This window comes from Ochrobactrum sp. PL_is501, assembly GCF_055816895.1.
The window spans coordinates 283,842-308,846 of sequence record NZ_JBVPGR010000040.1 but is presented as its reverse complement, the minus strand read 5'-3'; the positions used below and the strand labels follow the sequence as shown (position 1 = coordinate 308,846).

25 protein-coding genes are annotated in these 25,005 nt (G+C 58.4%); 11 read left to right on the top strand and 14 right to left on the bottom strand.

All coding sequences use genetic code 11. From position 1 onward, the window contains the following. Nucleotides 1-16: 16 nt before the first annotated feature. The 3 genes from AC0TOF_RS21005 (at nt 17) to AC0TOF_RS20995 (ending at nt 2,996) form a co-directional block, all read left to right on the top strand. Nucleotides 17-1,312 (top strand): cytochrome b N-terminal domain-containing protein, encoded by a 1,296-nt coding sequence (locus tag AC0TOF_RS21005; protein WP_122001288.1) that lies wholly within the window; start codon nt 17-19, stop codon nt 1,310-1,312. Nucleotides 1,313-1,339: 27 nt separating this feature from the next. Next, nucleotides 1,340-2,212 carry a cytochrome c1 gene (locus tag AC0TOF_RS21000; protein WP_473769669.1) on the top strand — a complete coding sequence of 291 codons (873 nt, stop codon included), beginning with the start codon at nt 1,340-1,342 and terminating at the stop codon, nt 2,210-2,212. A gap of 238 nt (nt 2,213-2,450) precedes the next feature. Beyond that, nucleotides 2,451-2,996: an adenine phosphoribosyltransferase gene (locus AC0TOF_RS20995; protein ID WP_010659612.1), complete on the top strand. Its 546-nt coding sequence runs from the start codon at nt 2,451-2,453 to the stop codon at nt 2,994-2,996. A 38-nt stretch (nt 2,997-3,034) separates the two neighbouring features. Here the strand turns inward: AC0TOF_RS20995 and AC0TOF_RS20990 are convergent, their stop codons facing one another. The 5 genes from AC0TOF_RS20990 to AC0TOF_RS20970 all read right to left on the bottom strand — a co-directional run bounded on the left by AC0TOF_RS20990 (nt 3,035) and on the right by AC0TOF_RS20970 (nt 6,901). Further along, a complete protein-coding gene (locus AC0TOF_RS20990; RefSeq protein WP_473769668.1) occupies nt 3,035-3,517 on the bottom strand; it encodes a MaoC family dehydratase in 483 nt (160 codons plus the stop codon). After that, complete coding sequence (locus AC0TOF_RS20985; RefSeq protein ID WP_473769667.1) at nt 3,514-3,999, bottom strand: MaoC family dehydratase; 486 nt, start codon at nt 3,997-3,999, stop codon at nt 3,514-3,516. Before AC0TOF_RS20985 ends, AC0TOF_RS20990 begins: the two co-directional genes overlap by 4 nt. A gap of 326 nt (nt 4,000-4,325) precedes the next feature. After that, nucleotides 4,326-5,429, bottom strand: coding sequence for a redox-regulated ATPase YchF (gene ychF / locus AC0TOF_RS20980; RefSeq protein ID WP_122001285.1), 1,104 nt, complete (start codon nt 5,427-5,429; stop codon nt 4,326-4,328). A gap of 61 nt (nt 5,430-5,490) precedes the next feature. Further along, complete coding sequence (pth, locus tag AC0TOF_RS20975) at nt 5,491-6,255, bottom strand: aminoacyl-tRNA hydrolase (RefSeq protein ID WP_473769666.1); 765 nt, start codon at nt 6,253-6,255, stop codon at nt 5,491-5,493. 19 nt (nt 6,256-6,274) lie between these two features. Beyond that, nucleotides 6,275-6,901, bottom strand: coding sequence for a 50S ribosomal protein L25/general stress protein Ctc (locus AC0TOF_RS20970; protein ID WP_122001283.1), 627 nt, complete (start codon nt 6,899-6,901; stop codon nt 6,275-6,277). A 1,074-nt stretch (nt 6,902-7,975) separates the two neighbouring features. Here AC0TOF_RS20970 and AC0TOF_RS20965 point away from each other — a divergent pair. Continuing rightward, nucleotides 7,976-9,520, top strand: a complete 1,545-nt coding sequence (locus tag AC0TOF_RS20965; RefSeq protein WP_473769665.1) for a helicase HerA domain-containing protein — start codon at nt 7,976-7,978, stop codon at nt 9,518-9,520. Nucleotides 9,521-9,591: 71 nt separating this feature from the next. After that, nucleotides 9,592-10,890, top strand: coding sequence for a chromate efflux transporter (gene chrA / locus AC0TOF_RS20960; RefSeq protein ID WP_473769664.1), 1,299 nt, complete (start codon nt 9,592-9,594; stop codon nt 10,888-10,890). Here chrA and AC0TOF_RS20955 read toward each other — a convergent pair. From AC0TOF_RS20955 to lgt, 6 genes are all read right to left on the bottom strand, one after another. Then, nucleotides 10,887-11,819, bottom strand: a complete 933-nt coding sequence (locus AC0TOF_RS20955; protein ID WP_061345920.1) for a ribose-phosphate pyrophosphokinase — start codon at nt 11,817-11,819, stop codon at nt 10,887-10,889. The genes chrA and AC0TOF_RS20955 overlap by 4 nt on opposite strands. Before the next feature lie 286 nt (nt 11,820-12,105). Beyond that, nucleotides 12,106-12,690, bottom strand: a complete 585-nt coding sequence (locus AC0TOF_RS20950; RefSeq protein WP_473769663.1) for a hypothetical protein — start codon at nt 12,688-12,690, stop codon at nt 12,106-12,108. Nucleotides 12,691-12,780: 90 nt separating this feature from the next. Then, nucleotides 12,781-13,932, bottom strand: coding sequence for a M24 family metallopeptidase (locus AC0TOF_RS20945; protein WP_122001279.1), 1,152 nt, complete (start codon nt 13,930-13,932; stop codon nt 12,781-12,783). Between the two features lie 9 nt (nt 13,933-13,941). Beyond that, the gene (gene pgeF, locus AC0TOF_RS20940) at nt 13,942-14,739 is read right to left on the bottom strand and encodes a peptidoglycan editing factor PgeF (RefSeq protein ID WP_473769662.1); all 798 of its coding nucleotides are present in this window, start codon (nt 14,737-14,739) and stop codon (nt 13,942-13,944) included. Between the two features lie 239 nt (nt 14,740-14,978). Next, nucleotides 14,979-16,070: a class I SAM-dependent methyltransferase gene (locus AC0TOF_RS20935; protein ID WP_473769661.1), complete on the bottom strand. Its 1,092-nt coding sequence runs from the start codon at nt 16,068-16,070 to the stop codon at nt 14,979-14,981. Then, nucleotides 16,063-16,908 carry a prolipoprotein diacylglyceryl transferase gene (lgt, locus tag AC0TOF_RS20930; protein ID WP_122001276.1) on the bottom strand — a complete coding sequence of 282 codons (846 nt, stop codon included), beginning with the start codon at nt 16,906-16,908 and terminating at the stop codon, nt 16,063-16,065. Before lgt ends, AC0TOF_RS20935 begins: the two co-directional genes overlap by 8 nt. 272 nt (nt 16,909-17,180) lie before the next feature. Between lgt and AC0TOF_RS20925 the strand changes: the two genes are divergently transcribed. The 3 genes from AC0TOF_RS20925 (at nt 17,181) to AC0TOF_RS20915 (ending at nt 18,845) form a co-directional block, all read left to right on the top strand. Then, nucleotides 17,181-17,501 carry an accessory factor UbiK family protein gene (locus AC0TOF_RS20925; protein ID WP_122001501.1) on the top strand — a complete coding sequence of 107 codons (321 nt, stop codon included), beginning with the start codon at nt 17,181-17,183 and terminating at the stop codon, nt 17,499-17,501. Between the two features lie 429 nt (nt 17,502-17,930). Then, nucleotides 17,931-18,431, top strand: coding sequence for a type III secretion system chaperone family protein (locus AC0TOF_RS20920; RefSeq protein WP_010659627.1), 501 nt, complete (start codon nt 17,931-17,933; stop codon nt 18,429-18,431). A gap of 66 nt (nt 18,432-18,497) precedes the next feature. After that, nucleotides 18,498-18,845 carry a tRNA-binding protein gene (locus tag AC0TOF_RS20915; protein WP_112585774.1) on the top strand — a complete coding sequence of 116 codons (348 nt, stop codon included), beginning with the start codon at nt 18,498-18,500 and terminating at the stop codon, nt 18,843-18,845. A 318-nt stretch (nt 18,846-19,163) separates the two neighbouring features. Here AC0TOF_RS20915 and AC0TOF_RS20910 read toward each other — a convergent pair whose 3' ends face one another. From AC0TOF_RS20910 to AC0TOF_RS20900, 3 genes are all read right to left on the bottom strand, one after another. Then, nucleotides 19,164-20,507: an ATP-binding protein gene (locus AC0TOF_RS20910; protein WP_473769660.1), complete on the bottom strand. Its 1,344-nt coding sequence runs from the start codon at nt 20,505-20,507 to the stop codon at nt 19,164-19,166. Between the two features lie 145 nt (nt 20,508-20,652). Next, the gene (locus AC0TOF_RS20905) at nt 20,653-21,360 is read right to left on the bottom strand and encodes a response regulator transcription factor (RefSeq protein ID WP_122001274.1); all 708 of its coding nucleotides are present in this window, start codon (nt 21,358-21,360) and stop codon (nt 20,653-20,655) included. Nucleotides 21,361-21,621: 261 nt separating this feature from the next. Next, nucleotides 21,622-22,134, bottom strand: a complete 513-nt coding sequence (locus tag AC0TOF_RS20900) for a MarR family winged helix-turn-helix transcriptional regulator (protein ID WP_122001273.1) — start codon at nt 22,132-22,134, stop codon at nt 21,622-21,624. Nucleotides 22,135-22,575: 441 nt separating this feature from the next. On the opposite strand from AC0TOF_RS20900, the gene AC0TOF_RS20895 reads away from it, so the two are divergent. From AC0TOF_RS20895 to AC0TOF_RS20885, 3 genes are all read left to right on the top strand, one after another. Next, on the top strand, nt 22,576-23,466 hold the full coding sequence (locus AC0TOF_RS20895; RefSeq protein WP_473769659.1) for a branched-chain amino acid aminotransferase: 891 nt from the start codon (nt 22,576-22,578) through the stop codon (nt 23,464-23,466). A 145-nt stretch (nt 23,467-23,611) separates the two neighbouring features. Then, on the top strand, nt 23,612-23,893 hold the full coding sequence (locus AC0TOF_RS20890; RefSeq protein WP_006471911.1) for a hypothetical protein: 282 nt from the start codon (nt 23,612-23,614) through the stop codon (nt 23,891-23,893). A 389-nt stretch (nt 23,894-24,282) separates the two neighbouring features. Beyond that, nucleotides 24,283-24,939, top strand: coding sequence for an MBL fold metallo-hydrolase (locus tag AC0TOF_RS20885; RefSeq protein ID WP_122001271.1), 657 nt, complete (start codon nt 24,283-24,285; stop codon nt 24,937-24,939). Nucleotides 24,940-25,005: the final 66 nt, after the last annotated feature.

The window sequence follows — 25,005 nt, the reverse complement described above, 5'->3', positions numbered from 1 at the left end:
CTTGGGGAGAGAAGACATGAGTGGTGGACACTCCACATACACGCCGAAGACCGGCATCGAAAAATGGGTGGACGAACGGCTTCCCTTGCCGCGTCTCGTCTATGATTCCTTCGTGGCCTATCCGACGCCGCGTAACCTGAACTACATGTACACTTTTGGCGGCATTTTGAGCTTCATGCTCATTGCGCAGATCCTGACCGGCATCGTGCTGGCAATGCATTATGCAGCGGATACGGGCCTTGCGTTCAATTCCGTCGAAAAGATCATGCGCGACGTCAATTCCGGCTGGCTGCTGCGCTACATGCACGCCAACGGCGCATCCTTCTTCTTCATCGCCGTCTATCTCCATATTGCCCGCGGCCTCTATTACGGTTCCTATAAGGCACCGCGCGAGCTCTTGTGGATTCTGGGCGTGGTGATCTTCCTTCTCATGATGGCAACCGCCTTCATGGGCTACGTGCTGCCATGGGGCCAGATGTCCTTCTGGGGCGCGACGGTCATCACCGGCTTCTTCACGGCTTTCCCGATCATCGGCGAGCCGATCCAGCAGCTTCTGCTGGGCGGGTTTGCGGTCGACAATCCGACCCTCAACCGCTTCTTCTCGCTGCATTATCTGCTGCCGTTCATGATTGCAGGCGTCGTTATCCTGCACGTCTGGGCGCTGCATGTGACGGGCCAAACCAACCCGACCGGCATTGAAGTCAAGTCCAAGACCGATACGCTGCCGTTCACGCCCTATGCGACCATCAAGGACGCTTTCGGCGCGCTCGTCTTCTTCGTGTTCTTCGCCTATTTCATCTTCTACATGCCGAACTTCCTCGGCCATCCGGATAACTATATCCCGGCCGATTCGCTGAAGACGCCTGCTCACATCGTTCCGGAATGGTACTTCCTGCCATTCTACGCGATGCTGCGCGCCATCACCTTCAACATCGGCCCGATCGATTCGAAGCTCGGCGGCGTTCTGACCATGTTCGGTTCGATCGCAATCCTCTTCGTCGTGCCGTGGCTCGATACGTCGAAGGTTCGCTCGGCGGTTTATCGTCCGTGGTTCAAGCTGTTCTTCTGGCTGTTCGTGGTCAACGCCATCTTCCTCGGCTGGCTCGGTTCGCGTCCAGCGGAAGGTTCCTACGTCTTCATGGCGCAGCTGGGCACGCTTTACTACTTTGCCTTCTTCATCGTCATCATGCCGGTCATCGGCCTGATCGAAACGCCGAAGCGTTTGCCGAACTCGATCACCGAGGCGGTTCTGGAGAAGAGCGGCAAGGGCGAGATTACCCCGGTGGAAATCCCTGTTGAAACTCGGGGCTAAGCAGCGAGAGAGATGAAGGACGTAACAATGAAAAACATCCTCAAGAATTTCGCTGCCTTCGGTATCGCTCCGCTGGTTGCGCTTGGGATAGCCATGGGTGGCGCTTCGGCTGAGGAAAGCGGCAATGCCGCAGAGCCGGAACATTTTCCGATCCACCATCCGAAACAGGAAAAGTGGAGCTTTGCCGGCCCGTTCGGAACCTATGACAAGGGCCAGCTTCAACGCGGCCTGAAGGTCTACAAGGAAGTCTGCTCGGCTTGCCATTCGATGAACCTGGTGGCCTTCCGCACGCTGGAAGATCTTGGTTACTCGCCGGAACAGGTCAAGGCTTTCGCCGCCGAATACGAAGTGCAGGACGGCCCGAATGCGGATGGCGAAATGTTCACCCGCAAGGCGCTTCCGACCGACCACTTCCCGTCGCCATATCCGAACGCGGCTGCGGCCGCGGCGGCAAACAATGGCGCGGCTCCGCCGGACTTCTCGCTGATCGCCAAGGCGCGCGCAGTGGAACGTGGGTTCCCGCAGTTCATCTTCGATATATTCACGCAATATGCCGAAGGTGGCCCGGATTATATCCATTCTCTGCTGACCGGTTTCGACGAACAGCCGCCGGCAGGCATGCAGATTGCCGAAGGAACGCATTACAACCCATACTTCATTTCGGCTAAGGCGCTCGCCATGGCGAAGCCGCTCAGCGACGACCAGGTCACCTATGACGATGGTTCGCCGCAGACGGTCGATCAGTATGCGCGCGACGTTTCGGCTTTCCTGATGTGGGCCGCTGAGCCGCATCTGGAAGATCGCAAGCGGACCGGTTTCCGGGTCATCATATTCCTGATCCTCTTCGCCGGTCTGGTCTATGTCGCCAAGCGTTCGATCTGGTCGGATGTGAAGCACTGACACCGGACCAAACCTGAGTTAAAAGATGGGCGCCGTGAGCGCCCATTTTTGTTGGTGAAGACGAACCGCAGCCACTGCCACAAATAAGCCATAAAAAGAACGGTCCTTCGCCGTAATGTTTGTGGCGGAAACGGGCGGTTTCTTTTGCAATTGACCCGTTCGAAGGTGTAAAGGGGCTTTGCCCCAACTTTGCCTTGATTAGTTTGACCGGCCCGCGAGCCGCCTGAAAGGATGGAAAATGGAATCCGGATTTAAAGCCAGCTTAAAGGATGCGATCCGCACCATTCCGGATTATCCGAAGCCGGGCGTCCAGTTCCGCGACGTGACCACGCTCATGGGCGATGCGCAGGCGTTCCGCCGCTCCGTCGATGAACTGGTCTATCCTTATGCAGGCAACAAGGTCGACAAGGTCGCCGGTATCGAGGCGCGCGGGTTCATTCTGGGCGGCGCAATCGCGCATCAGCTTTCCGCCGGTTTTGTGCCGATCCGCAAGAAGGGCAAGCTGCCGCGCGATACGGTGCGTATCGCCTACAGCCTAGAATACGGCATTGATGAAATGGAAATGCACCGCGACGCGATTGAAAAGGGCGAGCGGATCATTCTGGTGGACGACCTGATCGCCACGGGCGGAACGGCGGAAGCGGCGGCGAAGCTTCTGCTTCAAATGGGCGCGGAAATCGTCGCGGCCTGCTTCATCATTGACCTGCCGGACCTTGGCGGACGCAAGAAGCTCGAAGCGCTGGGCGTTCCGGTCCGCACACTCGTCGCCTTCGAAGGCGATTGAGGAAACAAAAAGCCCGGATCGCTCCGGGCTTTATTATTTCAGGGATCGGCCTTTGGCGGCAGCTTCACCATCGCCGCATTGTCGAAGGACAGCACCTCTTCGCCATTCTGGTTGTGGGCGTTCGTCGTCATGGTCAGCATTGACCAGCCGGGCCGGGAGGCCAGCGGCCTGATCGCATGGACCACGCGCTTGTAGGTGATCGTATCCCCGGCATAGACCGGCTTCGGCCATTTGAGGTTTTCAAAGCCGGGTGAGGGGCCGAATGTCGGCGGCGTCTCGCCACGTTTCAGAGCGTCCTTCGTTGCCTTCACAATGGAGGCGACATTGAGCTTCATGAACACCGCCGTGGTGTGCCAACCGGAAGCGCAAAGCCCGCCGAAGACGCTCTTCTTTGCTGCTTCGGCATCCAGATGGAACGGCTGCGGATCGTATTTCCGCGCGAAATCGATGATTTCCTCAGGCGTGAACGTATAGCTGCCGATAACGACGGTCTGCCCGAGATTGTCTTCCAGAAAACTCATGATGCATCTCCCGCAGCCGCATCGTAGTCACGGCGCAGCATCATGCATGGGTGCTGCATTTCGCAGACGCTTTCGCCGCGCTGATTGAACAGTTCGTGATGGAATGTCACCAGCCCGATTGCCGGGCGCGATCTGGAAATGCGCTTGTCCTTGATGGTCGTCACGCCGTTCAGCGTATCGCCCGCCAGAACGGGACGCTTCCACCGCGTGAATTCCACGCCGGGACCGCCTTGCGAGGTGGAGTCGGTCAGATAGGCATCGCAAACCAGCCGCATGATGAGGGAAACGGTGTGCCATCCCGATGCGGCCAAGCCGCCCAGCACGCTGGCCTTGCCCGCTTCCTCATCCAGATGGAAGGACTGCGGATCGAACGCGCTGGCAAATTCGATGATTTCTTCCTTGCTGATCGTACGAGGACCGAAGGGAAGGGTCATTCCCGGTTCCATATCCTCATAGGCATATTTCGGCAGAGGCTTGCTCACCCTGGGTCTCCTCGCTGTCCACTACGATAGCCCCTCATCCTGAGGAGGCTCCCGAGCTTGCGAGGGAGCCGTCTCGAAGGGCGAGGGCAGGCACTGTGCGTTTTCCCCGACCCTTCGATCCTTCGACAAGCTCAGGATAATGCGCCGTTTCCAACGGCTCCTCAGGGTGAGGGAAAAGAAAAGCGTCGAGAGAATAGGCGACTCCTCCCGGAATCAAAACTCTCCAGAGCAATTCCGGTTAACGGGGAATCGCAGAAACACCTTATCTGTTTGCTTATACGCTTTATCCAGACTCGAAATCAGTTCAAAATGTTGGAATATCTGCTTCAGGTATTGAAGCGGAACAGCATCACATCGCCGTCATGGACGATATATTCCTTGCCTTCGTCTCGTGCCTTGCCAGCTTCCTTGGCGCCGACTTCGCCGTTGTATTTGACGTAGTCCTCATAGGCGATGGTCTGGGCGCGGATGAAGCCGCGCTCGAAATCGGTGTGGATGACACCGGCGGCGGCCGGAGCCTTGGTGCCGCGCTTGATGGTCCAGGCGCGGGTTTCCTTCGGTCCAGCGGTGAAATAGGTGATGAGATCGAGAAGCTTGTAACCGGCGCGGATCAGGCGGTCGAGGCCCGGTTCCTCAAGGTCCATGCTTTCCAGATATTCCTTGGCTTCTTCGTCGGGAAGTTGCGCGACTTCGGCTTCGATGGCAGCCGAAATGATGACCGTCTGCGCGCCCTGTTCCTCAGCCATCTTGTCGACGGCAGCACTAAATTCGTTGCCCTTGGCCGCATCGCCTTCGGCGACGTTGCAGACATAGAGCACAGGCTTCGAGGTCAGAAGGTTCAGGCCCTTGAGCGTCAGCAGGTCTTCCGGCGAAATGTCCTTCAGCATCAGGCGGACAGGCTGGCCGTTCTGGAGCAGTTCGAGTGCTGCTTCCATGACCGGCAGAATGGTCAGCGCTTCCTTGTCCTTGCCCGTCGCGCGCTTGCGGATCTGCACGATGCGGCGCTCGATGCTTTCGAGGTCTGACAGCATCAGTTCCGTTTCAACGGTCTGGGCGTCCGATACGGGATCGATGCGGCCCTCGACATGGGTGATGTCATCGTCCTCGAAGCAGCGCAGAACATGCACGATGGCATCGACTTCGCGGATATTGGCAAGGAACTGGTTGCCGAGGCCTTCGCCCTTCGAAGCGCCGCGCACGAGGCCGGCAATGTCCACGAAGTTGATGCGGGTCGGGATGATTTCCTTCGAACCGGCAATCCGGGCAATATCGTTCTGGCGCGGATCGGGAACCGCCACTTCGCCGGTGTTCGGCTCGATGGTGCAGAACGGATAGTTTGCAGCCTGTGCGGCGGCCGTTTTGGTCAGCGCGTTGAAAAGCGTCGACTTGCCAACGTTTGGCAGGCCAACGATGCCGCATTTGAAACCCATGATCGTACCTATCAGACTAGAATTTTCTTGGTGTGGCTATGCGTCATAGGACGGCACAGCGTCAATCCTTTTTCCCGAAAAGCCGCTTGAGCATGTCGGCCATCGGGCCGCTTTCGGGAATATTCGGCTTTTTCTGGTTTGGCCGCGCCTGACGGATATGGCTCTGCGCCTTGGCCTTTGCTTCAGGCGGGGCCTTTTCCAGTTGTGCGGGATCGGCCTTGAAACCGTTGGGTCGCTGATTGCCGTCGCCCATGGCGAGCGCGACGCGGTTCATGAAGCTGTTGTCCTCGCCCTTGGCGAGCATGGCGACATTATCGGCGACAGCGCCCAGAAGCGTATCCAGCCATTCATTGTCGACCTTGGCGAAATCGCCGAGAACATAATTATGCACGAGTTCCTTCGCGCCGGGGTGGCCGATGCCAAGCCGCATGCGGCGATAATTCTGCCCGCCGGGGAAGGATTGCATATGCGCGTCGATGGACTTGATGCCGTTATGGCCGCCGGAGCCGCCGCCGGTCTTGATGCGCAGCTTGCCGGGAACGAGATCGAGTTCGTCATAGATCACGACGAGGTTGGCAGGCGTCAGCTTGTAGAAGCGCATGGCCTCGCCGACAGACTGGCCGGAAAGGTTCATGAAGGTCTGCGGCTTGATCAGCAGCACCTTTTCGCCATCGATCACGCCATCGGCGATCTCGGCCTGAAACTTCTTCTGCCAGTTGGAAAAGCGATGGCGGCGGAATATTTCATCCGCCGCCATGAAACCGATATTATGCCGGTTATGCGCATATTTGGGGCCCGGATTGCCAAGACCTGCGATGAGCAGCATGGTTTGAGCCCCTAAATAATTACTCGGCGTCCTTGGCTTCTTCAGCCGCGCCTTCCGAGGCAGCTTCTTCCGACTTCAGGCCGGCAGGAGCAGCGATGGTGGCGATGGTGAAGTCGCGATCCTGAATGGCAGGCGTCACGCCCTTCGGCAGCTTGATTGCCGAAATGTGAACCGAGTCACCGATTTCGAGGCCGGTCAGGTCGAATTCAAGGGCTTCCGGGATTGCATTGGCCGGAACGATCAGTTCAACGTCGTGACGAACGATGTTGAGAACGCCGCCGCGCTTGATGCCGGGAGCTGCTTCTTCGTTCTTGAAGTGAACCGGAACATTCACGTGGACGACCGACTTCGCGGAAACGCGCAGGAAGTCGACATGCTGCGGGAAGTCGCGGACCGGGTCCAGCTGGTAGTCCTTCGGGAGGACCTGAATCTTCTTGCCGTCCACTTCGATCGTGGCAACAGTGGTCTTGAAGCCACCGCCATGGATCTTGTAGAAAATCTCCTTGTAGGAGACGGCGATTGCGAGGGGCTCCTGCTTGTCGCCATAGATGACTGCAGGAATCTGGCCGTTGCGACGCAGTTCGCGGGAGGACCCCTTACCAACCCGGGTACGCAGATCGGCCTTGAGCACGTAAGTCTCGCTCATGGCATTTCCTTTCGATGTTACTGGAGTGTCGCCTGCTTTTCGCGCATGATCTTGTCCGAAAATCGGTTCGGGATCATGCTTCAACAAACGACATGAAACAGCCCGTATTGTCTGTCACAGAGTGAAAGACCGGACCGCTCCATTCCGCGTTGCCTCCAAGGGTGTCTACGCGGATGGCGGTGGCTATAGACCATAGCGTGCGGCGGCGCAAGTTTTTTGGGTTTGCCCGTTCAGATGGCAGGCCACAGTTGATAAAGTGTACCCGATGGCCTATATTCGGATCGGTAGCTGAAGCGTGAACTCCAGCTACCGTGTACTCAGATAAAGAATTGTACCCGCACTGTAGCTCGCCAGCTGGTGCGGGTTTTCTTTATTCTAACACTACATTGCAAATTCGTCAGGCCGTGGCGAAAAGAGTGATTTTCGAGTACCGGAGCGCAATGTACTTTTGGGTACATGAGCACCGGAACGCAGATAAATTGCTCTTTGCAGCCCGGCATCACGAAGAATGCAATTGTAGTGTTAAGCGTGAATCTGATGGGTATTCACCACATAGAATTCACCTCCGAATAGAGGGCAGGCCTTTGCCTCGGTCGGAGCGGCTCAGAGCCTGTTCCAAAAGTCGCCTTGTGTGGCTGCAAATGGCAATTTGTCTGCGTTCCGGTGCTCACGTACCTTTAAGTACGCTCCGCTCCGGTACTCGAAAATCACCATTTTCGCGCACACATGCCGCTTTTTGAATCAGGCTCGCATCCTCCCCGACGCGCCCGCTGGCTGGACGCTTGCTGCTTTTGCCCCCTGACAGAATTGCTATCAAAACTTCAGGTTGAAATCTACTGCCCGGCACCTGTGGGCATTTGTCTTAAAGCGTGTCACCTTTTTTCGCCGTCATATGACACGCTTTAAGTTTTTGTTTTCATGCATGTCTTTATCCCAAAACCGGTTCCCACTTTTGGGAGACATGCATTAACGGGTGGCAATGACAGCCGCAAAAGTGTTAAGCGAATGCCTGATCGACTGGCGGTGAGGCCGCGCGAGTCGTCTGTTCCTGAAATGTTGAAACAAGGAGGCGAGATGCAGGTCGGTATCGACATGGGTTCCGTCACTGGTAGCGGTTCTGCCTCGGCAGCGGCGCTTGGCGGTGGCAAGCAGGCCATGCTTGATCTTGAGGAGCTTCTCGCCACGCGCCTGCTCGTGCAGGGCAATTCCGGCTCCGGCAAGTCGCATCTTCTGCGCCGCCTGCTGGAACAGAGCGCGCAATGGGTGCAGCAGTGCATCGTCGATCCCGAAGGGGATTTCGTCACGCTGGCCGATCTTTACGGCCATGTGGTCGTTGATGCTGCTCGCACCGAAGCCGAACTGACCCGCATTGCCGGACGCATTCGCCAGCATCGTGTTTCGGTGGTGCTCAATCTGGAAGGGCTGGACGTCGAGCAGCAGATGCGCTCGGCTGCGGCTTTTCTTGGCGGTCTTTTCGATGCCGAACGCGATTATTGGTATCCGATGCTCGTCGTCGTGGATGAAGCGCAGCTTTTTGCGCCTGCTGCCGCCGGTGAGGTGTCGGACGAAGCGCGCAAGCTTTCGCTAGGCGCCATGACCAACCTCATGTGCCGCGGACGCAAGCGCGGTCTTGCCGGGGTTATCGCCACGCAGCGGCTGGCGAAGCTTGCCAAGAACGTTGCTGCTGAAGCTTCGAACTTTCTGATGGGGCGCACCTTCCTCGATATTGACATGGCGCGCGCCGCCGATCTTCTCGGCATGGAGCGCAAACAGGCTGAAATGTTCCGCGATTTGCAGCGCGGGCATTTCGTGGCGCTCGGACCAGCCTTGTCGCGTCGCCCATTGCCGATCAAGATCGGCAAGGTCGAAACATCGGCACGTTCGTCGTCGCCGAAGCTGATGCCGCTTCCCGATGCACCCGAAGATGCGCTCGATCTTATCTTCACGCCAGCGCCGCAGGAAATTCGTACGGCAGTGCGCCGCACGCCGCCACCTCCGCCGCCGCCATCGACAGCGGAAATTCTGGCGCAGGTGGCAAAGCCAAAGCCTGAAGCGGAGCCGGTAGAAGCGCCGCTTTTCCCCGGTATCGTGGAAGCCGAACGCGAAGAGCTTCTGGAAAAGGTGATGCGCGAGATCGTGGACGACCCCGAAGCCTCGTTCCGCTCGGTTGCCGTTCTTTATCAGGATTTTCTGGTGCGTTGCCGCATTCATCGCGTTCCGGGCGAACCGCTGGCTCTGCCAGCTTTCCGCCGCAGGCTGGCGGTGGCGCAGGCCAGCATTGAAAGCGATGTGGCCAATGGCGAGACATGGCAGCAGGCGTTGTCCTTGTCGGAAAGCCTTACCGACGATGTGCAGGGCGTGTTCCTGATTGTGGCGCAGGCAGCGGTGACAGGTGCGCCTTGCCCCTCCGATGCGGCATTGGCGCGCGCCTATGGCACGCATTCGTTCAGCCGGGCCCGGCGTTTGCTGACCTATTTCGAAGAGCGCGGGCTTCTGGTGGTCCGCAATGATTTCAAGGGAATGCGCATCGTCAATTTCCCTGATCTCGGCTGCGAGACCGCGCCGGGCGACCCGAATGCGCCGGACGATTTTGCCGAAGAAGGTGCCGCCGCCGAGTAAGCCTGTGAAAACCGTCATGAACCTGCAATGATTGTCAGCAAGAGCTTGGTCGGATCATTCAGGATGACAGCGTGACACAGCCAATAAAGCAGCCGGATTTCAAAGAACTCTTCACGACCTTCGGCAAGATCGGACTTCTGTCCTTTGGCGGTCCGGCGGCGCAGATCGCCATGCTGCAGCGCGTTCTCGTGGATGAAAAGAAATGGATGGATCAGGAGCGGCTGATCCATGCGCTCAATTTCTGCATGTTGCTGCCGGGGCCGGAAGCCATGCAGCTCGCGACCTATTCCGGCTGGGCGGTGAAAGGCTGGCGCGGCGGCCTGCTGGCGGGCCTGCTGTTCGTGCTGCCCGGTGCGGCGGTCATGCTTGCATTGTCGGCAATCTATATTGCCTTCGGACATGTGGACGTGGTGGCCGGGCTGTTGTTCGGCCTGAAGGCTGCGGTTCTGGCCGTGGTTTTCGAAGCGCTGTACCGGATGGGGAAGCGCACGCTCGCTTCCGGCTTTTCCTATTGCGTAGCCGTTGTGGCATTCATTGCGATAGCGCTTTTGAAATTGCCGTTTCCGCTTGTCGTTCTGCTCGCGGCTGTTGCCGGTGGCCTGCGGCACGTGGTTCAGGGGAATGGTGCAGCAACAGTTCTGGGCGAGGCGACGCCCGGTGCCTTGCGCGAATTTACGCAGCAGGCGCTGATCTGGGGCGGGCTGTGGCTTTTGCCTTTGCTCGGGCTGTTCTTGGCTTTTGGTGGCACGCATGTCTTCGTGCAGGAAGCGGCTTTCTTCTCAAAGCTTGCCGCAGTGACATTTGGCGGCGCCTATGCAGCGCTTTCCTATACGGCGCAGCAGGCGGTCGAGCATTTCGGCTGGATGAAGCCGGGAGAAATGCTGACCGGGCTTGGGCTGGCCGAAACCACGCCGGGACCGCTGATCCTCGTGCTGGTCTTTGTCGGTTTTGTGGGGGCTGCGAACCTGTCCGGCCTGCCGCCGCTTCCGGGCGGCTTTTTCGGCGGGTTGATCGCGCTGTGGTTTACCTTCGTGCCGTGTTTCCTCTGGATACTGGCGGGCGCGCCTTTCGTGGAGCGGCTGCGTCAGGTGCGCTGGCTGTCGGCGATGCTGGGCGGGATTACGGCTGCGGTCGTCGGCGTGATTGCCAATCTGGCGCTGTGGTTCTCGCTGCATGTCCTGTTTGCGCAGGTGGTGGAGAAGGCCGTCGGGCCTTTCACATTGCCGCTGCCGGTCTGGAGCACAATAGACAATGCCGCCGTCCTGATCGCAGGCGCGGCGGCATTGTTGCTTGTCGTCTTCAGGATGAACATGCCGCTCGTGCTGTTGCTGGCGGCATGTCTCGGGATTTTCTTTCGACTGTTGTTTTAGTCGAACAGGCTCGAAACGGATTCTTCCGCTGCCGTGCGGGCGATGGCTTCGCCGATGAGGTCCGAGATCGACAGCACGCGGATATTCGGCGCGTCGTTGATGGCGGTGGTCGGCTGGATGGAATCGGTGATGACCAGTTCCTTCAGCTTCGATGAGGCGATACGGGCAACCGCGCCGCCGGACAGAACGCCATGCGTGATATAGGCGGTGACGCTATTCGCGCCCTTGTTGAGCAGGGCTTCGGCCGCGTTGCAGAGCGTGCCGCCGGAATCGACGATATCGTCGAACAGCAGGCAGTCCTTGCCGGAAACATCGCCGATGACGTTCATGACTTCCGATTCACCTGGACGTTCGCGGCGCTTGTCGACGATGGCGAGCTGCGCATCGATGCGCTTTGCCAGCGAGCGGGCGCGCACCACGCCGCCGACGTCCGGCGAGACGACCATGCAATTGCCGGTGGCATAGTTGGCCTTCACGTCGCGGGCGATGACCGGAACGGCATAGAGATTGTCGGTCGGGATATCGAAGAAGCCCTGGATCTGACCGGCGTGAAGGTCAAGCGTCAGAACGCGGTTGGCACCGGCTTCGGTGATGAGGTTGGCGACGAGCTTGGCCGAGATCGGCGTGCGCGGGCCGGGCTTGCGGTCCTGACGGGCATAGCCGAAATAGGGCAGGACGGCGGTGATGCGACGGGCCGAGGACCGGCGGAAGGCGTCGATCATGATGAGCAGTTCCATCAGGTGATCGTTTGCCGGATAGGAGGTCGATTGCAGAACGAATACGTCTTCGCCGCGCACGTTTTCCTGAATCTCTACGAAGATTTCCTGATCGGCGAAGCGGCGCACGCTGGCCTTGCCAAGTGGAATGTTGAGATATTGAGCAACGGATTCGGCAAGAACCCGGTTGGAGTTGCCTGCGAAAAGTTTCATTCTTTTGCCTCTGACGCCGATGCGGTCGCGGTTTGCAGTCTGGTTGTCGCAAAAGTCCGCCGGAACGGACAATCTCAAAAATTTTAAAGCTGCGTACTTATCTGACGGGATCAAGTACAGCAGCTTGCAAGGTTCTTTCGGATGCCGGGGCTATTGCAAAGAGTCACAGTTATTGCAAGGCCCGAAGGGACACAATTGCTGCAAAAAGGCCAGTATTGCGGCTTTCCCACAATGTGCAAAACCGATTCAGCAAAAGATTTCAGCCTTTTGCCGCAAAAGGCCCGCTTCATGCGCGATTTGCCGCAAGCCAGGTGGAGTATTCCTGCATGGTGCGGTCGGCGATTGCCTGCATGGCGGAAGCCGGAACGACGCTCCATGAGTCTGCGGCTGCGCCCTGAACTTTCTCCTGGCCCTGTATCCGGTGAAGACGGTTGCCGGACGCATCCAGCACGTCCCAGACATAGAGAACCGTCGTCTGGTTATCTTCGGCAAGAACGGAGAAATACCCCTTCATGACATAGGCGGCACTTGGGTCGTTATTGCCTGCAAGCTCGATGCCCTTCGCCTTGGCGTCATCGTTGATGCGATGCGTGAGCGGGGTCACTACATTGACCGGCGCGCCGACGATGGGCGCAATATGCAGCTTGCCGGGCTTCAGCGCCGCGCTGCGCTGCGGGGCCGCCGGTGCGGCTGCTGGCGTGGTCGCAGTCGGGGCCGCAGCCGGAGTGGCGGGTGCTGCCGTGGTTGGCTGACCGGCAGTCTGATTGCTGCCCTGTACGTTCAAAGCGGATTCAGTGCTGTTGCAGGCGGCAAGTAACCCGGTAAGCAACAGCAGCGACGAAAGATGTGCCTTGTTCATGTTCGGCTTCATGCTCCTGAAGGCGCAGGTTCTCTGCGATAGGGCATTTACAATTCACTCTGTCGACTTTTGCCGACGTGCCGTTTTATCGCCGATTACGCCTCATTTGACAATCATATCAAGAGAATGGCGGGATAATGGCTCTGCCGCGCCATTTGTTGTGAGATATGTCTGGCCAAGGGTCATGGCGGTCTGCGTGTCGGAATCCATGATGATCATATGGGCGAAAAGCGTCATGTCCGGCTGGATGCTTTCCGGGTTTCCGGCATAGAACATCTGCGGGTCCATCCATGATGGCGTGAAGCGCGCGCCCACCGAATAACCGCAGGCATTGAGCCGGTGGCGGGTGAGGCCGTGCGCTTCCATGGTCCGCGCATGGGCGTCGAACACGTCGCCGAATGTCGAGGCGGGGGTCATCGCCGCTTCCACGGCTTCCAGCGCCTCGCGCGCGGCAGCATAAAGCTCCAGATGATGCGCGGTCGGCTTGCCGACGATCAACGTGCGCATCATCGGCGCATGATAATGCCGGAACACGCCCGACCATTCGAGCGTGAGCTGGTCGTTCTTGTTCAGCTTGCGCCGGCCGGATTTATAGCGGCAGAGCAGGGCGTCGTCGCCCGAGCCGATGATATATTCATTCGCCGGATAATCGCCGTCGCCCGCGAAATTGGCGCTCATCATCGCAGCCAGAATATCGGCTTCGCTCGCGCCGCCCTTGGTCAGCTTGATCGCCGCATCCAGCGCGTCGTCGCTCAGTTCCGCAGCGCGCTTGGCATAGGCGATTTCGGCAGGGCTTTTGAGAAGGCGCAGGCGGTCCACCATGCCGGACGCATCGTAAAGCTTGGCGAAACTCTGCAATTGCTCGTCCAGCTTGCGCGCATTGGCGCCGGTGAGGCCATGCGTCTGGTATTCGATGCCGATCCGCGTGCCGAGCAGGTCAAGGTCCGTCAGGATATTGCGCAGGTCCGCGGCCGGATTGGCATTGTCGCGGTCGGTCCAGACGACGATGTTCTCGATATTCGACGTATGGCGCGCCTGCCGAAGATCGGCGGAGCGCGTCATCAGCACCATCGATCCGTCGGCCTTCACCACGAGGCACTGGAAAAAGCAGAAGCCGAATGTGTCATAGCCGGTCAGCCAGTACATGCTCTCCTGCGCGAACAGCAGAAGTGCATCCAGCTTCTCCTCCTCCATCTTCAAGATCAGTCGGTCGCGACGTGCGGCGAATTCTTCCGGCTCGAAGTGAAGGGCCATGCGGTTCTCCTAATCTTCTATGATGGCGATCGCTGCAATCTGACGCCCGTAATCGGGTTCGTTGCGATGGGTGGTGCGCCGGTAGGAATAGAACTGTTCCTCATCGGCATAGGTGCACTGGCGCAGGGATTCGGCCTTTACGCCAGCTTTCGTCAGACGGTCGGTGATGAATGTCCACAGGTCGAACAGCTTGTGGTCTGCCTTGTCCGATGGACGGAAATAGGCGGTGTAAGCCGGGTCCCTGCCGATGAACTCGGCATAGAATTCCGGTCCTACCTCATAGTTTTCCGGCCCGATGGTCGGTCCCAGAACAGCGACGATATTTTCGCGCTTCGCGCCAAGCCCGATCATGGCCTCGATGGTGTTCTCAAGAACGCCGCCAAAAGCGCCGCGCCATCCGGCATGGGCGGAACCGATGATTCCCGCTTCATGATCGGCAAAAAGCACCGGGCCGCAATCGGCGGAAAGCGCGCCGATGGCGATGCCGGGAACATTGGTCACCATGGCGTCGGCCTTGGGGCGCGGGCTGCCGAAAGGTTCGGTGACGTGGACAACATCGGGCGAATGGACCTGATGCACGGTCATGAGATGATCGGGCGCAACGCCGAGGCTTTCCGCCACACGACGGCGATTCTCCGCGACCTTTTCCGGCACATCGTTCGATCCGCTGCCGACATTGAGGCCCGTATAGATGCCATCGGAAACGCCGCCCTTGCGGGTGAAGAAGCCATGCGCGATCCGCTTCCCGTTCTGTGCCACGGGCTTTTCAAGGAGAGGCGAACGGAGCGGTTGCGGGGTGTCTGTCATGGCAATCTCGTTTCAAACGGCGGGATGGTGGGGGAGCAGGGTCGGCTTGTCAATTAAGAGCCTGCTCCAAAAGTCGCTCTGTGTGGCTGCAAATGGCACTTTTTTGCGTTCCGGTGCTCACGTACCTTTTGTACGCTCCGCTCCGGTACTCAAAAATTACCATTTTCGCACACACATACCGCTTTTTGATTCAGGCTCCCATGCTTTTTCATTCAGGCTCCCGCGCTTTTTGAAAGGCTTCAGGCCGGTTCAAAAGGATAAAGACGTGTCTGCCTGTCGCTCAATGCGAGAACCTTGAACAAGGTTCCCATTTGATCGGGCGCGGCCAGTCTTTCAACGTCCTGCCGGATTTTCTCCTGAAACGCCGCATCCTTGCCCGCGCCGAGCCGCCCGGCGCGATCAGCTAAGCCCATTGCAAGCAAAAACTCGCCCTGCGTCATGGTTCCGGTCTTGCAGCCGCAGGCTTTTGCGGTCTTCTCCAGACTATCGAAATCGACATGGCTGGTGAGATCGGCTTCACCCGGATGGGCGAACACATCGTCAAAGCTGTGTTTCAGCATGGCTTGCAGCGTGTCGCCAAAGCCGGATTCCAGATGGCCGTAATCGATGTTGAGCGCCGCGCCGCGCGTTGTCGCGATACGGCTCGCGATTTCCTGCATCAAGGCCGTGCGCGCCGGGGCTGCTTCAAAGATAGCTCCGTCTTCTGCGTCTGCGTGACCTTGCGGCAGGAGAGCCGGATCGATGCCGCCCAGACCGCTGACGAAGTGAAACTCTCCCCTGTCGTCGAGCGCGATCATCCGTTCGACAAAGCGGCCATTGGCCTTGACGAACTGCCGGAACGGGAGCGCATCGAACAGCTCATTGGTAACGAGGATCAAGGGGCCGTCGGGAATATCGGCGAAACGTTCGAACCAGTCGATCTTCGCGCCTGCATCGGCCAGCTTTTCCTTCTGTCTTTCGACAAGGCGCGGGCTGGTTTCGACCATGGCAACATGCGCATGGGCCAGCATTTGCGGGGCAAGCTTGCCGATGGTGCGCAGCATGTCGCTCATCAGCGTGCCGCGACCGGGGCCGATCTCGCACAGCACCACATTATCCGGGCGTCCCAGCGCATCCCATTCGCTGACGCACCAGATGCCGATCAGTTCGCCGAACATCTGGCTGACTTCCGGCGCGGTGATGAAATCGCCGTCGCGTCCGAAAGGCTCGCGCGTGGTGTAATAGCCAGCCTCGCGGTCGCCGAGGCAGGCGGCCATGTAATCGGCAACGCTGATGGGCCCGGAGGCGGCGATCAGGCGTTTCAGCCGGTCTTTCAGCGAGAGATCAGGCATCCTTTGCCGCGGCCCGGTTTGCGCGCCACATGGCCCAAAGCCCGATCAGCACCATAGGCACCGAAAGCACCATGCCCATGGTGAGCCAGCCGCCGAGGAGATAGCCGAGCTGTGCATCCGGCTCGCGGAAGAATTCGACCACGATGCGGCTGAGGCCGTAGCCGGTGACGAATGCGCCTGCGATGAAGCCGGGTTTCTTCAGCTTGCGCCCGATCCAGACGAGCAGGAACAGCACGAAGAACAGCACAAGCCCTTCAAGAAAGGCTTCGTAAATCTGGCTCGGATGGCGCGGCAGCGGACCGCCATTGGGGAAATAGACCGCCCAGGGCATATCGCTGACGCGGCCCCAGAGTTCCGAATTGATGAAATTGGCGACGCGCACCACGCCAAGCCCGACCGGAACACCGGCGGCGATCGTGTCGAACATGCTCCACACCCTGATGCCGCGTGAGCGGGCAAACAGGAACATGGCGAGCGTCGTGCCCAGAATGCCGCCGTGGAACGACATACCGCCATCCCACACTGCCGGAATGGCGAGCGGGTTGGAGATATAATAGGAGAAATTATAGAAGAGCACGTAGCCGATGCGCCCGCCCAGCACGACGCCGAGCGCGGCCCAGATGACGAAATCGTCAAGCGCTTCCGGCGCCATCGGCGGCTGGTTGTTCGCCCACAGGCGGTGGCTTCGCAGGAGCTTCTTGCCATACCACCAGGCGAACATGATGCCGACGACATAGCCGAGGCCGTACCAGTGCACTGCCAGCGGCCCGATCCTGAAAATCACCGGATCGATATTGGGGAAGGCGAGCGCCGATACGGGCAGCAACGTCTCAATCATGAAATCACTCCGTTTTGTGAGGGAACATGCTGGACCAACCCTTGATGGTCAAGCGGTTCCCGTCTGCCGCGAATGGCGTTTTATGCGCTTCCGGTGCTTGTGTACGCTTAAGGTATCCTTAAGTACATTCGCCTTGTTCCTCAGGAGCTTATGGTTTTTGCTGACGCCGGGCGCGATCACTTTCTATAGCCAAGCTTGCATCGGACCCGAGACGGCCCTATTTCAAATTTATGTTTTCAACAGGTCTCTCTTGGAAAAAAGGAATGATTGCCATGACCAGCGGACAGAACCGGGTTCTCGATGAACTCGCCAAGCTTGTGACGGATGCGGCAGGCGCTGCGCAGGGCGTGCGCCGCGAAGTGGAAACGGCGCTGCGTTCGCAAGGCGAACGCGTGCTGAACACGCTCGATGTCGTGCAGCGCGAAGACTTCGAAGCCGTTCGCGAAATGGCGATCAAGGCGCGTGCGGAAAACAGCGCCTTGCTGGCAAGAATCGAAGCACTCGAAGCACGTCTTGCGAAATTCGAAGTCGATTCTGATGCCAAAACGGCAAAATCGGCTTCAACTTCGGCTAAATCCAAAAATAATCCCTGAATATTTATTAACAGGCCGCAAGTGGCAAAAACCCTTGTCTTAGAGTCGGTTAAGGCAAGGGTCGCGGCCCGCCCCCCGTATATTTCCACATGCTTTCATGTCTCTTTTTTGAAAAGGGGCTGGCGTTCAGATTCAGCATCAATAGACTGAAAACACTACATGATTCGTAACGCGGTCATGTAGGCGGCGGCGAGGGGCTGAGTGTCAGGTTTCGCGTCTTTCAGGCTGCTTTCCAGTATCAGTTGCGTATGTGCGTGTGCCATTGGGGCGCTTGCATGCCGTCGTGCATGCCGGTTCCTCGACCGATCAATTCGTGCCTGTTTTCCTGCGCTTGTTCTTGCGCGGCGGCGGGTGCGGGCGGGCAGTTACCTGCACGCCGGGAATTAGGAAACATCTGGGGGCAGATGGTTCCCAGAACAGGAAACGGACATGAGCCTTCTTGAGCTTGAATTCGCACGTGAGGCGCATCCGGTGGATGTGATCGAACAGGTCGCGCATTCAAACGACTGGACGTTCGAGCGGACTGGCGACGACGAAATCGCAATCTCGGTTGCGGGCAACTGGACTGACTATCACATCTCGTTTTCCTGGATGGAGGATTTCGAGGCACTGCATCTGGCCTGCGCGTTCGACATCAAGGTGGCCGAGCCGCGCGTCAACGAAGTGATGCGCCTGCTTTCACTCATCAACGAAAAACTGCTGATGGGCCATTTCGATCTCTGGCAGCAGGAAGGCGCGATCATGTATCGCCAGTCGCTGCTGCTGGCAGGCGGCGCGGAACCGACGAGCCGTCAGGTGGAAGTGCTGCTTTCGGCGGCGCTGGAAGCTTGCGAAGCCTATTTCCAGGCTTTCCAGTTCGTGGTCTGGTCGGGTGTCACGGCGCGCGAGGCGCTGGAATGTGTGGTGTTCGAGACAGTCGGTCGCGCCTGACTATCCAATAACTGAGTTTTGACCCGGCGTTCGCGCCGGGTTTTCTGCGAGGCGGGGAGTAAGAAAATGAGTGAAGCAACCACCATAAGCTGGGCGGATTTCGAAAAGGTCGATATCCGTAGCGGAACCATCGTGGAAGCCGTGCCATTTCCGGAAGCGCGCAAGCCCGCCTACAAGCTGAAGATCGATTTCGGCGAAAAGATCGGCATCAAGAAGTCGTCCGCCCAGATCACCAAGCGCTATACGGCGGAAGAACTGGTCGGCAAGCAGGTCATGGCTGTGGTGAATTTTCCGCCTCGCCAGATCGGCCCTTTCATGTCGGAGGTGCTGACGCTCGGCATGCCGGATGAAAACGGTGAAGTGGTTCTCGCGGCCATCGACAAGCCAGTGCCGAACGGCGGCAAGCTTTATTAAGAGCGTGATGATTTCGCGTTGAGCAACCGCGTCGACCCCTCATCCTGAGGAGGCTTCTGAGCTTGCGAAGGAGCCGTCTCGAAGGACGAGGGCAGGCACTGTGGCAGGCATTGGGCGTTTTCCCTCAGCCCTTCGATCCTTCGACAAGCTCAGGATGATGCGCCGTTTTCAACGGCTCCTCAGGATGAGGGAAAAGAAGCGTGAAAACTCCTGCTTATCGCTCTGCTCTGAAGTTTATTTCCCCAGCCCCAAGCCAGAACGCCTGGAGAATTTCCATCAAAAGTGTGAAACGGTTTTTCTGTTAGAACAGGAACCGCTCTAAGCCGGAATATGGATGATGGCGCGGAGGCCGCCCAGCGGCGAATCCTCCAGCGAAATGTCGCCGCCGTGGCTGCGCGCGATGTCGCGCGCAATGGCAAGCCCCAGCCCCCCTGTGCCGCCGGAATCCTGCGTTCGCGCCTCATCCAGCCGGACGAATGGCTTGAACACATCTTCCCGCCGGTCTTCCGGGATGCCCGGCCCGTCATCGTCCACGACGACTTTCAGCCAGCCTTCGACATGCGAAATGGAAAGCTCGACATTTTGCGCATGACGAAAGGCGTTTGAAACCAGATTGCTGACCAGACGCGAGAAGGCATTGGGGCGCACATGGACCTCGCTGTCGCCTTCGATGCGGTATTTGAAGCCGCGTTCGCGCAGGCGCGCCTCGCTCTCCAGCTTCTCGCACAGCTTGGTGACATCATAGCTTGCCGTTTCTTCCGAACCTTCGCCGCGCGCGAAGGCGAGATAGCCTTCCAGCATGGTCTGCATGTCGGCGATGTCCTGATTGAGCGGCTCGGTGTCGATGGAATGGCCAGCCAGCGCCAGTTGCAGCTTGAAGCGGGTGAGGATGGTGCGCAGGTCGTGGCTGACGCCCGACAGCATGGCCGTGCGCTGCTCGATCTGGCGTTCGATGCGCGAGCGCATCTGGATGAAGGCAATGCCGGCGCGCCGCACTTCCTCCGCGCCGCGCGGGTGAAAACCTTCCGGCATGGGGCGCCCCTTGCCGAAACTTTCCGCCGCCTCGGCAAGCTGCTGGATCGGCTTGATCTGGTTGCGCAGGAAAGCGATGGCGATGATGAGGAGAACAAGCGCGGTGCCCACCATCCAGGTCAGGAAGATGCCCGTATTGGACGCATAGGCCTGACTGCGCCGCGCGAAGACGCGCAACACCTTGTCCTCAAGCTTGATGCGGATTTCGATGAGATCGGAATCGCCCACCGTATCCACCCAGAAAGGCCGGTTGATCTGGCGGGTGATTTCTTCGCTGAGGAAGTAATCGAGAATGGCGAAGAACGGCTTCGGTCCGGGCGGCGGCAGCGGATCGGGCGGCAGAATCGAGATATTCAGCGCCAGCCGCTGCTGCGAGATGCGGATCAGATTGTCGTAGCCCGGTTCTTGCGGGTAGGTTTCCAGAATATCGATGATGCCTGCAATATCGCGCACGACCGCAGTCGACAGCCGTTCGGTCACCATCTGCCAGTGACGCTCCATGAACACATAGGCGATCACGGATTGCAGCAGCACCATCGGCGCGATGATGATGATGAGCGACCGCGCATAAAGCCCTTTCGGCATGATGCGGGCCAACCAGCGGGAGAATTTTCTCAAGGGCGATTTCATCGTGTCAGGCCCACACCAGCTTCGCTGCAAGAACGATATTCGCGGTTTGCGAATGGTGTTTCCCACGCCCGCCATCGCTGGTGCAGCTTTTGTGCACCGCGCTTCGCGTTATGAGAAAACACCATTTTCTGGTTGCCGGTTGTTGCTATTCGATGCTCAGCTTGTAGCCGATGCCGCGCACGGTCTGGAGCCAGACCGGATTGGCCGGGTCCTGCTCGATCTTGCGGCGAAGGCGATTGATCTGGACGTCAATCGTGCGCTCGCCGACATCGCCGTCCTGACCGGTCAGCTCGTGACGCGGGATCGTTTCACCGGCGCGCTCGGCGAAGATCGCCATGATGTCCTGCTCGCGATCGGTCAGCTTGATCGTTTCGGAACCCTTTTTCAGCTCGCGACGCGGGATGAAGAATGTATAGGGGCCGAACACGATCTGTTCGATCTTGGGCTGCGCCGGAGGCGCGCCGCGCCGCAGGATATTGTTGATGCGAAGCGTCAGCTCGCGGGGATCGAAGGGCTTCGGCAGATAATCGTCGGCGCCAGCGGCGAGCCCGTCGATGCGGTTGTCGGTTTCCGACAATGCCGTCAGCATGAGAATGGGGACATTCTTCTGCTCGCGCAGCGAGCGCGTCAGCGAAACGCCAGTTTCGCCCGGCATCATGACGTCCAGGATCAGCAGGTCGAAGTCGATGCCTTCCAGCTTGCGGCGCGCTTCAGCGGCGCTGCCGGCCATGGTGACACGGAATCCGCTATTGGTCAGATATTGTGAAAGAAGGCTGCGGATGCGCGTATCGTCATCAACGACGAGGAGATGCGGGGCGTCATCCGAGAGCGTCTTTTCTTCTTCTGCTGCCATGGCGTCTTTCGATCCCGTTCCGTTCCAATTCGACTACATCGGCCCAAAAATCGGAATCGATCTTTTGGAAAGCACGATGCGTAGATTCAATAAGTTAGAGCAACCTTTGTGCGTCCGAATGGACGCACGGCGCTCTATGACGCAACATGCGTCGCCCGACATAATACTCATTGGAATGCGGCACGTCCATTCACTGCCTGAAGGGGCGCATTTTTATACAAGCACTTAGTGCAACCTTGCGTAACACTTCATCTTGACCCGTCAGCCGGAGGGGTCGTCGGCGGAAAATTCGTCGATCTGGGCCCGCCGTTCGGGGTTGACCATATTATAGAGGAAGCGCTCGATCACCGCGCGGTCCTGTGGGCCACAATCCTCCAACGCGCGCGCGATGCGCCGCGACTGCGGAAGGGCAAGCGCAAGCGTCAGCTCACGGCCGCTCCGGGTTGGATAAAGCTTGCGGTGGCGGCGGTCATGCAGGCCGGTGGCCTGAACGACATGGCCGGTATCGATGAGCTGCTTGAGCACACGCGACAGGCTTTGCTTCGTTATGCGCAGAACCTCCAGCAGCTCCGCAACCGTCATGCCGGGCTTGCGGTTGATGAAGTAGAGGACGCGGTGATGCGCCCGCCCGAATCCGATCTTTTCCAGAATGAGATCAGGGTCGGCGGTGAAATCGCGATAGGAAAAAAACAGAAGTTCGATCACGTTGAGGTCGGCCGCCTCCTCAGCCGTCAACGGATTGCTTATATAATTCAGATCGTTCGTCGAATTCACATCGGTGCTCCGTTCTGTTGCGTTAAATATGTCAGCATTATTGACATAATTCAATCGCCCAGATAATTTTCGATAAGCGTGAGCTGGCTTTTTTGGAATAATGTTTGCGCTGACGCATGCATGGAGGAGGAATAATTGCGCTGACCCGTTTTCGCCGCGTCTGTTGAATGCGGATGGTGGAAATGGTTGCCGCAATATTCGATCCCTGTGGAGGATTTATTTTCTTGTCATGCATGCTCCGGCTGGATTTCGCGCAATATGTTTGCGCGACCTCAAAGCATTTTGAACAAAAAGGCCAGCAATTACGCAGAAAAAGGTGGCCGTCTCACCATTTATATCGATTTAAATGGGGAAGACGGGTCGCGGAGAAGTTTGTCCGGTCTGAAATCGGCCTGAAACCGTGTCGAGACAGCGCCGCGAGGAAAGTCAAGGAGCAAGAAAATGGCTGCGATTCCATTCGATCAACGGGACGGATCTATCTGGCTGGACGGGAAATTCGTCGACTGGAAGGATGCGAAAATTCATGTGCTGACCCATGGCCTGCATTATGCGAGCGCCGTGTTTGAAGGCGAGCGCGCCTATGGCGGCGAGATATTCAAGCTCAATGAGCATACCGAACGCCTGCACGAATCTGCGCGCATTCTCGGTTTCGAGATTCCTTTCAGCGTTGAAGAGATCAACGATGCCTGCCGCGAGCTCCTCAAGAAGCAGGGATTTGAGGACGCCTATGTGCGCCCGATCGCCTGGCGCGGCTCGGATTCGCTGGGCGTGTCGGCGCAGAACAACCGCATTCATCTGGCCATCGCCATCTGGCAGTGGCCGAGCTATTTCTCGCCGGAAGAAAAAATGAAGGGCATCCGGCTCGATATTGCCGAATATTGCCGCCCGGACCCGCGCACCGCGCCGTCGCGCTCGAAAGCGTCCGGTCTCTACATGATCTGCACGATTTCCAAACATGCCGCCGAAGCCAAGGGCTACGCGGATGCGCTGATGCTCGACTGGCGCGGGCAGGTTGCGGAAGCAACCGGCGCCAATGTGTTCTTCGTGAAGGATGGGGCGCTGCACACGCCGAAGCCCGACTGCTTCCTCGACGGCATTACGCGCCGCACGGTCATTGATCTTGCCAAGCGCCGGGGCATTGAAGTCATTGAGCGGGCAATCATGCCGGAAGAACTTGCCGGCTTCTCCGAATGCTTCCTGTGCGGCACGGCAGCGGAAGTGACGCCGGTTTCCGAGATCGGCCAATACCGGTTCAAGCCTTCCGAAATTACCAACCTTCTGATGAATGACTATTTTGCAGAAGTTCAGCCCAAGCGCGCTGCGGCGGAGTAACTGGGTTTTAAACAGAAAAAGAGCGGTCTTCGGGCCGCTTTTTTGTTTTTCCGTCGCTTATTGTTTGACATTGCCAAGTTTCGGCACATGATTTTTTTGCCGGAGTCGCGCTATTCCGGTTTAAAACTCAGATGGGGTGACGATTATGGAAGCTCTACTACCTCTCATTCTTCAGCTGGTCGCTGGTGCCGTTGGCGGCAACATCGCAGGAGCGGTCAAGAATATCAGTCTGGGAACCACGGGTAACACGGTGGCGGGCGGCATCGGTGGTGTCATCCTGGGGCAGCTGCTCCCGATGCTATCCGGCGGCGGCCTCGATTCCGTGCTCAACGGCGTTGTCGGGCAGCTGGCTGGCGGCGGCGTTGGCGGTATCGTACTCACGGCCATTGTCGGCCTGATCAAGAACGCGATGGCCGCCAAGGCCTGATGCATCGCAGAACGTAAGGTTGTGGGGACAACCGGCTAGAGCATCGGCCCGAAAATCGGAATCGATTTTCGGAAAGCACGAGGCCTAGATTCAATAGGTAGAGCGACCTTTGTGCGTCCGTAAGGACGCACGGCGCTCTAGACGAACTGTCGGGGCGCAACCCGAAAACCGTGAAGCGGTTTTCGGAGGGGCGGTCTGGACATTCCGGAGAGGGAAAACGGGCGGCGTCCAGCCGCCCGTTTCTATTTAGAGCATTTCCAGATTAAGTTGGATCGTTGGAAGGCGCTTCGCACTTTTGACTCGAAAATGCTTTTGAGCTTCACGTGAGGGGCCGGGCACACTATCTGTGTGGCAGAAGCGCTGCTGTTTATTTTGAGTGGAGTAACACTATGGGGCAATTGCAGGCCATTATCGTTCCCGTCACGCCTTTCCAGCAGAATTGCACCATTCTGTTCGACAGCGAGAGCAAGAAGGGCGTGGTGATCGATCCGGGCGGCGACCTCGACCGCATTCTGGATGCGATTGGATCCCAAGGGGTCGAGGTCGAGGCAATCTGGATCACGCATGGCCATATCGATCACGCTGCGGCTGCGCTCGACCTCAAGGAAGCGCTGGACGTGGATATCATCGGCCCGCACAAGGATGACAAATTCCTGCTCGACAATCTGGCAACGACCGGCCTGAAATACGGCCTCACCGAAGGCGTGCGCAACGTGACGCCGGACCGCTGGCTGAACGAGGGCGACAAGGTTTCCGTTGCCGGTCACGAATTCGAGGTCTTCCACACGCCGGGCCACGCGCCGGGGCATGTCGTGTTCTTCAATCCGGAAGCGCGATTCGCGATTGTGGGTGACGTGCTGTTCAACGGCTCGGTCGGGCGCACCGACCTGCCGGGCGGTGACCACGCGGCGCTGATTCGCTCCATCAAGGAAAAGCTGCTGCCGCTCGGCGACGATATCGGCTTTATCTGCGGGCATGGTCCCGGCGGGCGGTTCGGCGAAGAGCGGCGCTCCAATCCGTTTTTGAACGACATCGGATATGCATGAATAGAAAAAGCCGCCGGAAGGGCGGCTTTTTGCTGAGTGCCTAGAGCGGTTCCGGTTAAAACGGAG

Excerpts from the sequence above, each read along its gene's own strand:
- AC0TOF_RS21005 (WP_122001288.1), top strand. The coding sequence starts at position 17 with ATGAGTGGTGGACACTCCACATACACGCCGAAGACCGGCATCGAAAAA.
- AC0TOF_RS21000 (WP_473769669.1), top strand. The coding sequence starts at position 1,340 with ATGAAAAACATCCTCAAGAATTTCGCTGCCTTCGGTATCGCTCCGCTG.
- AC0TOF_RS20995 (WP_010659612.1), top strand. The coding sequence starts at position 2,451 with ATGGAATCCGGATTTAAAGCCAGCTTAAAGGATGCGATCCGCACCATT.
- AC0TOF_RS20990 (WP_473769668.1), bottom strand. The coding sequence starts at position 3,517 with ATGAGTTTTCTGGAAGACAATCTCGGGCAGACCGTCGTTATCGGCAGC.
- ychF (WP_122001285.1), bottom strand. The coding sequence starts at position 5,429 with ATGGGTTTCAAATGCGGCATCGTTGGCCTGCCAAACGTTGGCAAGTCG.
- pth (WP_473769666.1), bottom strand. The coding sequence starts at position 6,255 with ATGCTGCTCATCGCAGGTCTTGGCAATCCGGGCCCCAAATATGCGCAT.
- AC0TOF_RS20970 (WP_122001283.1), bottom strand. The coding sequence starts at position 6,901 with ATGAGCGAGACTTACGTGCTCAAGGCCGATCTGCGTACCCGGGTTGGT.
- AC0TOF_RS20965 (WP_473769665.1), top strand. The coding sequence starts at position 7,976 with ATGCAGGTCGGTATCGACATGGGTTCCGTCACTGGTAGCGGTTCTGCC.
- AC0TOF_RS20955 (WP_061345920.1), bottom strand. The coding sequence starts at position 11,819 with ATGAAACTTTTCGCAGGCAACTCCAACCGGGTTCTTGCCGAATCCGTT.
- AC0TOF_RS20950 (WP_473769663.1), bottom strand. The coding sequence starts at position 12,690 with ATGAAGCCGAACATGAACAAGGCACATCTTTCGTCGCTGCTGTTGCTT.
- AC0TOF_RS20945 (WP_122001279.1), bottom strand. The coding sequence starts at position 13,932 with ATGGCCCTTCACTTCGAGCCGGAAGAATTCGCCGCACGTCGCGACCGA.
- pgeF (WP_473769662.1), bottom strand. The coding sequence starts at position 14,739 with ATGACAGACACCCCGCAACCGCTCCGTTCGCCTCTCCTTGAAAAGCCC.
- AC0TOF_RS20935 (WP_473769661.1), bottom strand. The coding sequence starts at position 16,070 with ATGCCTGATCTCTCGCTGAAAGACCGGCTGAAACGCCTGATCGCCGCC.
- lgt (WP_122001276.1), bottom strand. The coding sequence starts at position 16,908 with ATGATTGAGACGTTGCTGCCCGTATCGGCGCTCGCCTTCCCCAATATC.
- AC0TOF_RS20925 (WP_122001501.1), top strand. The coding sequence starts at position 17,181 with ATGACCAGCGGACAGAACCGGGTTCTCGATGAACTCGCCAAGCTTGTG.
- AC0TOF_RS20920 (WP_010659627.1), top strand. The coding sequence starts at position 17,931 with ATGAGCCTTCTTGAGCTTGAATTCGCACGTGAGGCGCATCCGGTGGAT.
- AC0TOF_RS20915 (WP_112585774.1), top strand. The coding sequence starts at position 18,498 with ATGAGTGAAGCAACCACCATAAGCTGGGCGGATTTCGAAAAGGTCGAT.
- AC0TOF_RS20910 (WP_473769660.1), bottom strand. The coding sequence starts at position 20,507 with ATGAAATCGCCCTTGAGAAAATTCTCCCGCTGGTTGGCCCGCATCATG.
- AC0TOF_RS20905 (WP_122001274.1), bottom strand. The coding sequence starts at position 21,360 with ATGGCAGCAGAAGAAGAAAAGACGCTCTCGGATGACGCCCCGCATCTC.
- AC0TOF_RS20895 (WP_473769659.1), top strand. The coding sequence starts at position 22,576 with ATGGCTGCGATTCCATTCGATCAACGGGACGGATCTATCTGGCTGGAC.
- AC0TOF_RS20890 (WP_006471911.1), top strand. The coding sequence starts at position 23,612 with ATGGAAGCTCTACTACCTCTCATTCTTCAGCTGGTCGCTGGTGCCGTT.
- AC0TOF_RS20885 (WP_122001271.1), top strand. The coding sequence starts at position 24,283 with ATGGGGCAATTGCAGGCCATTATCGTTCCCGTCACGCCTTTCCAGCAG.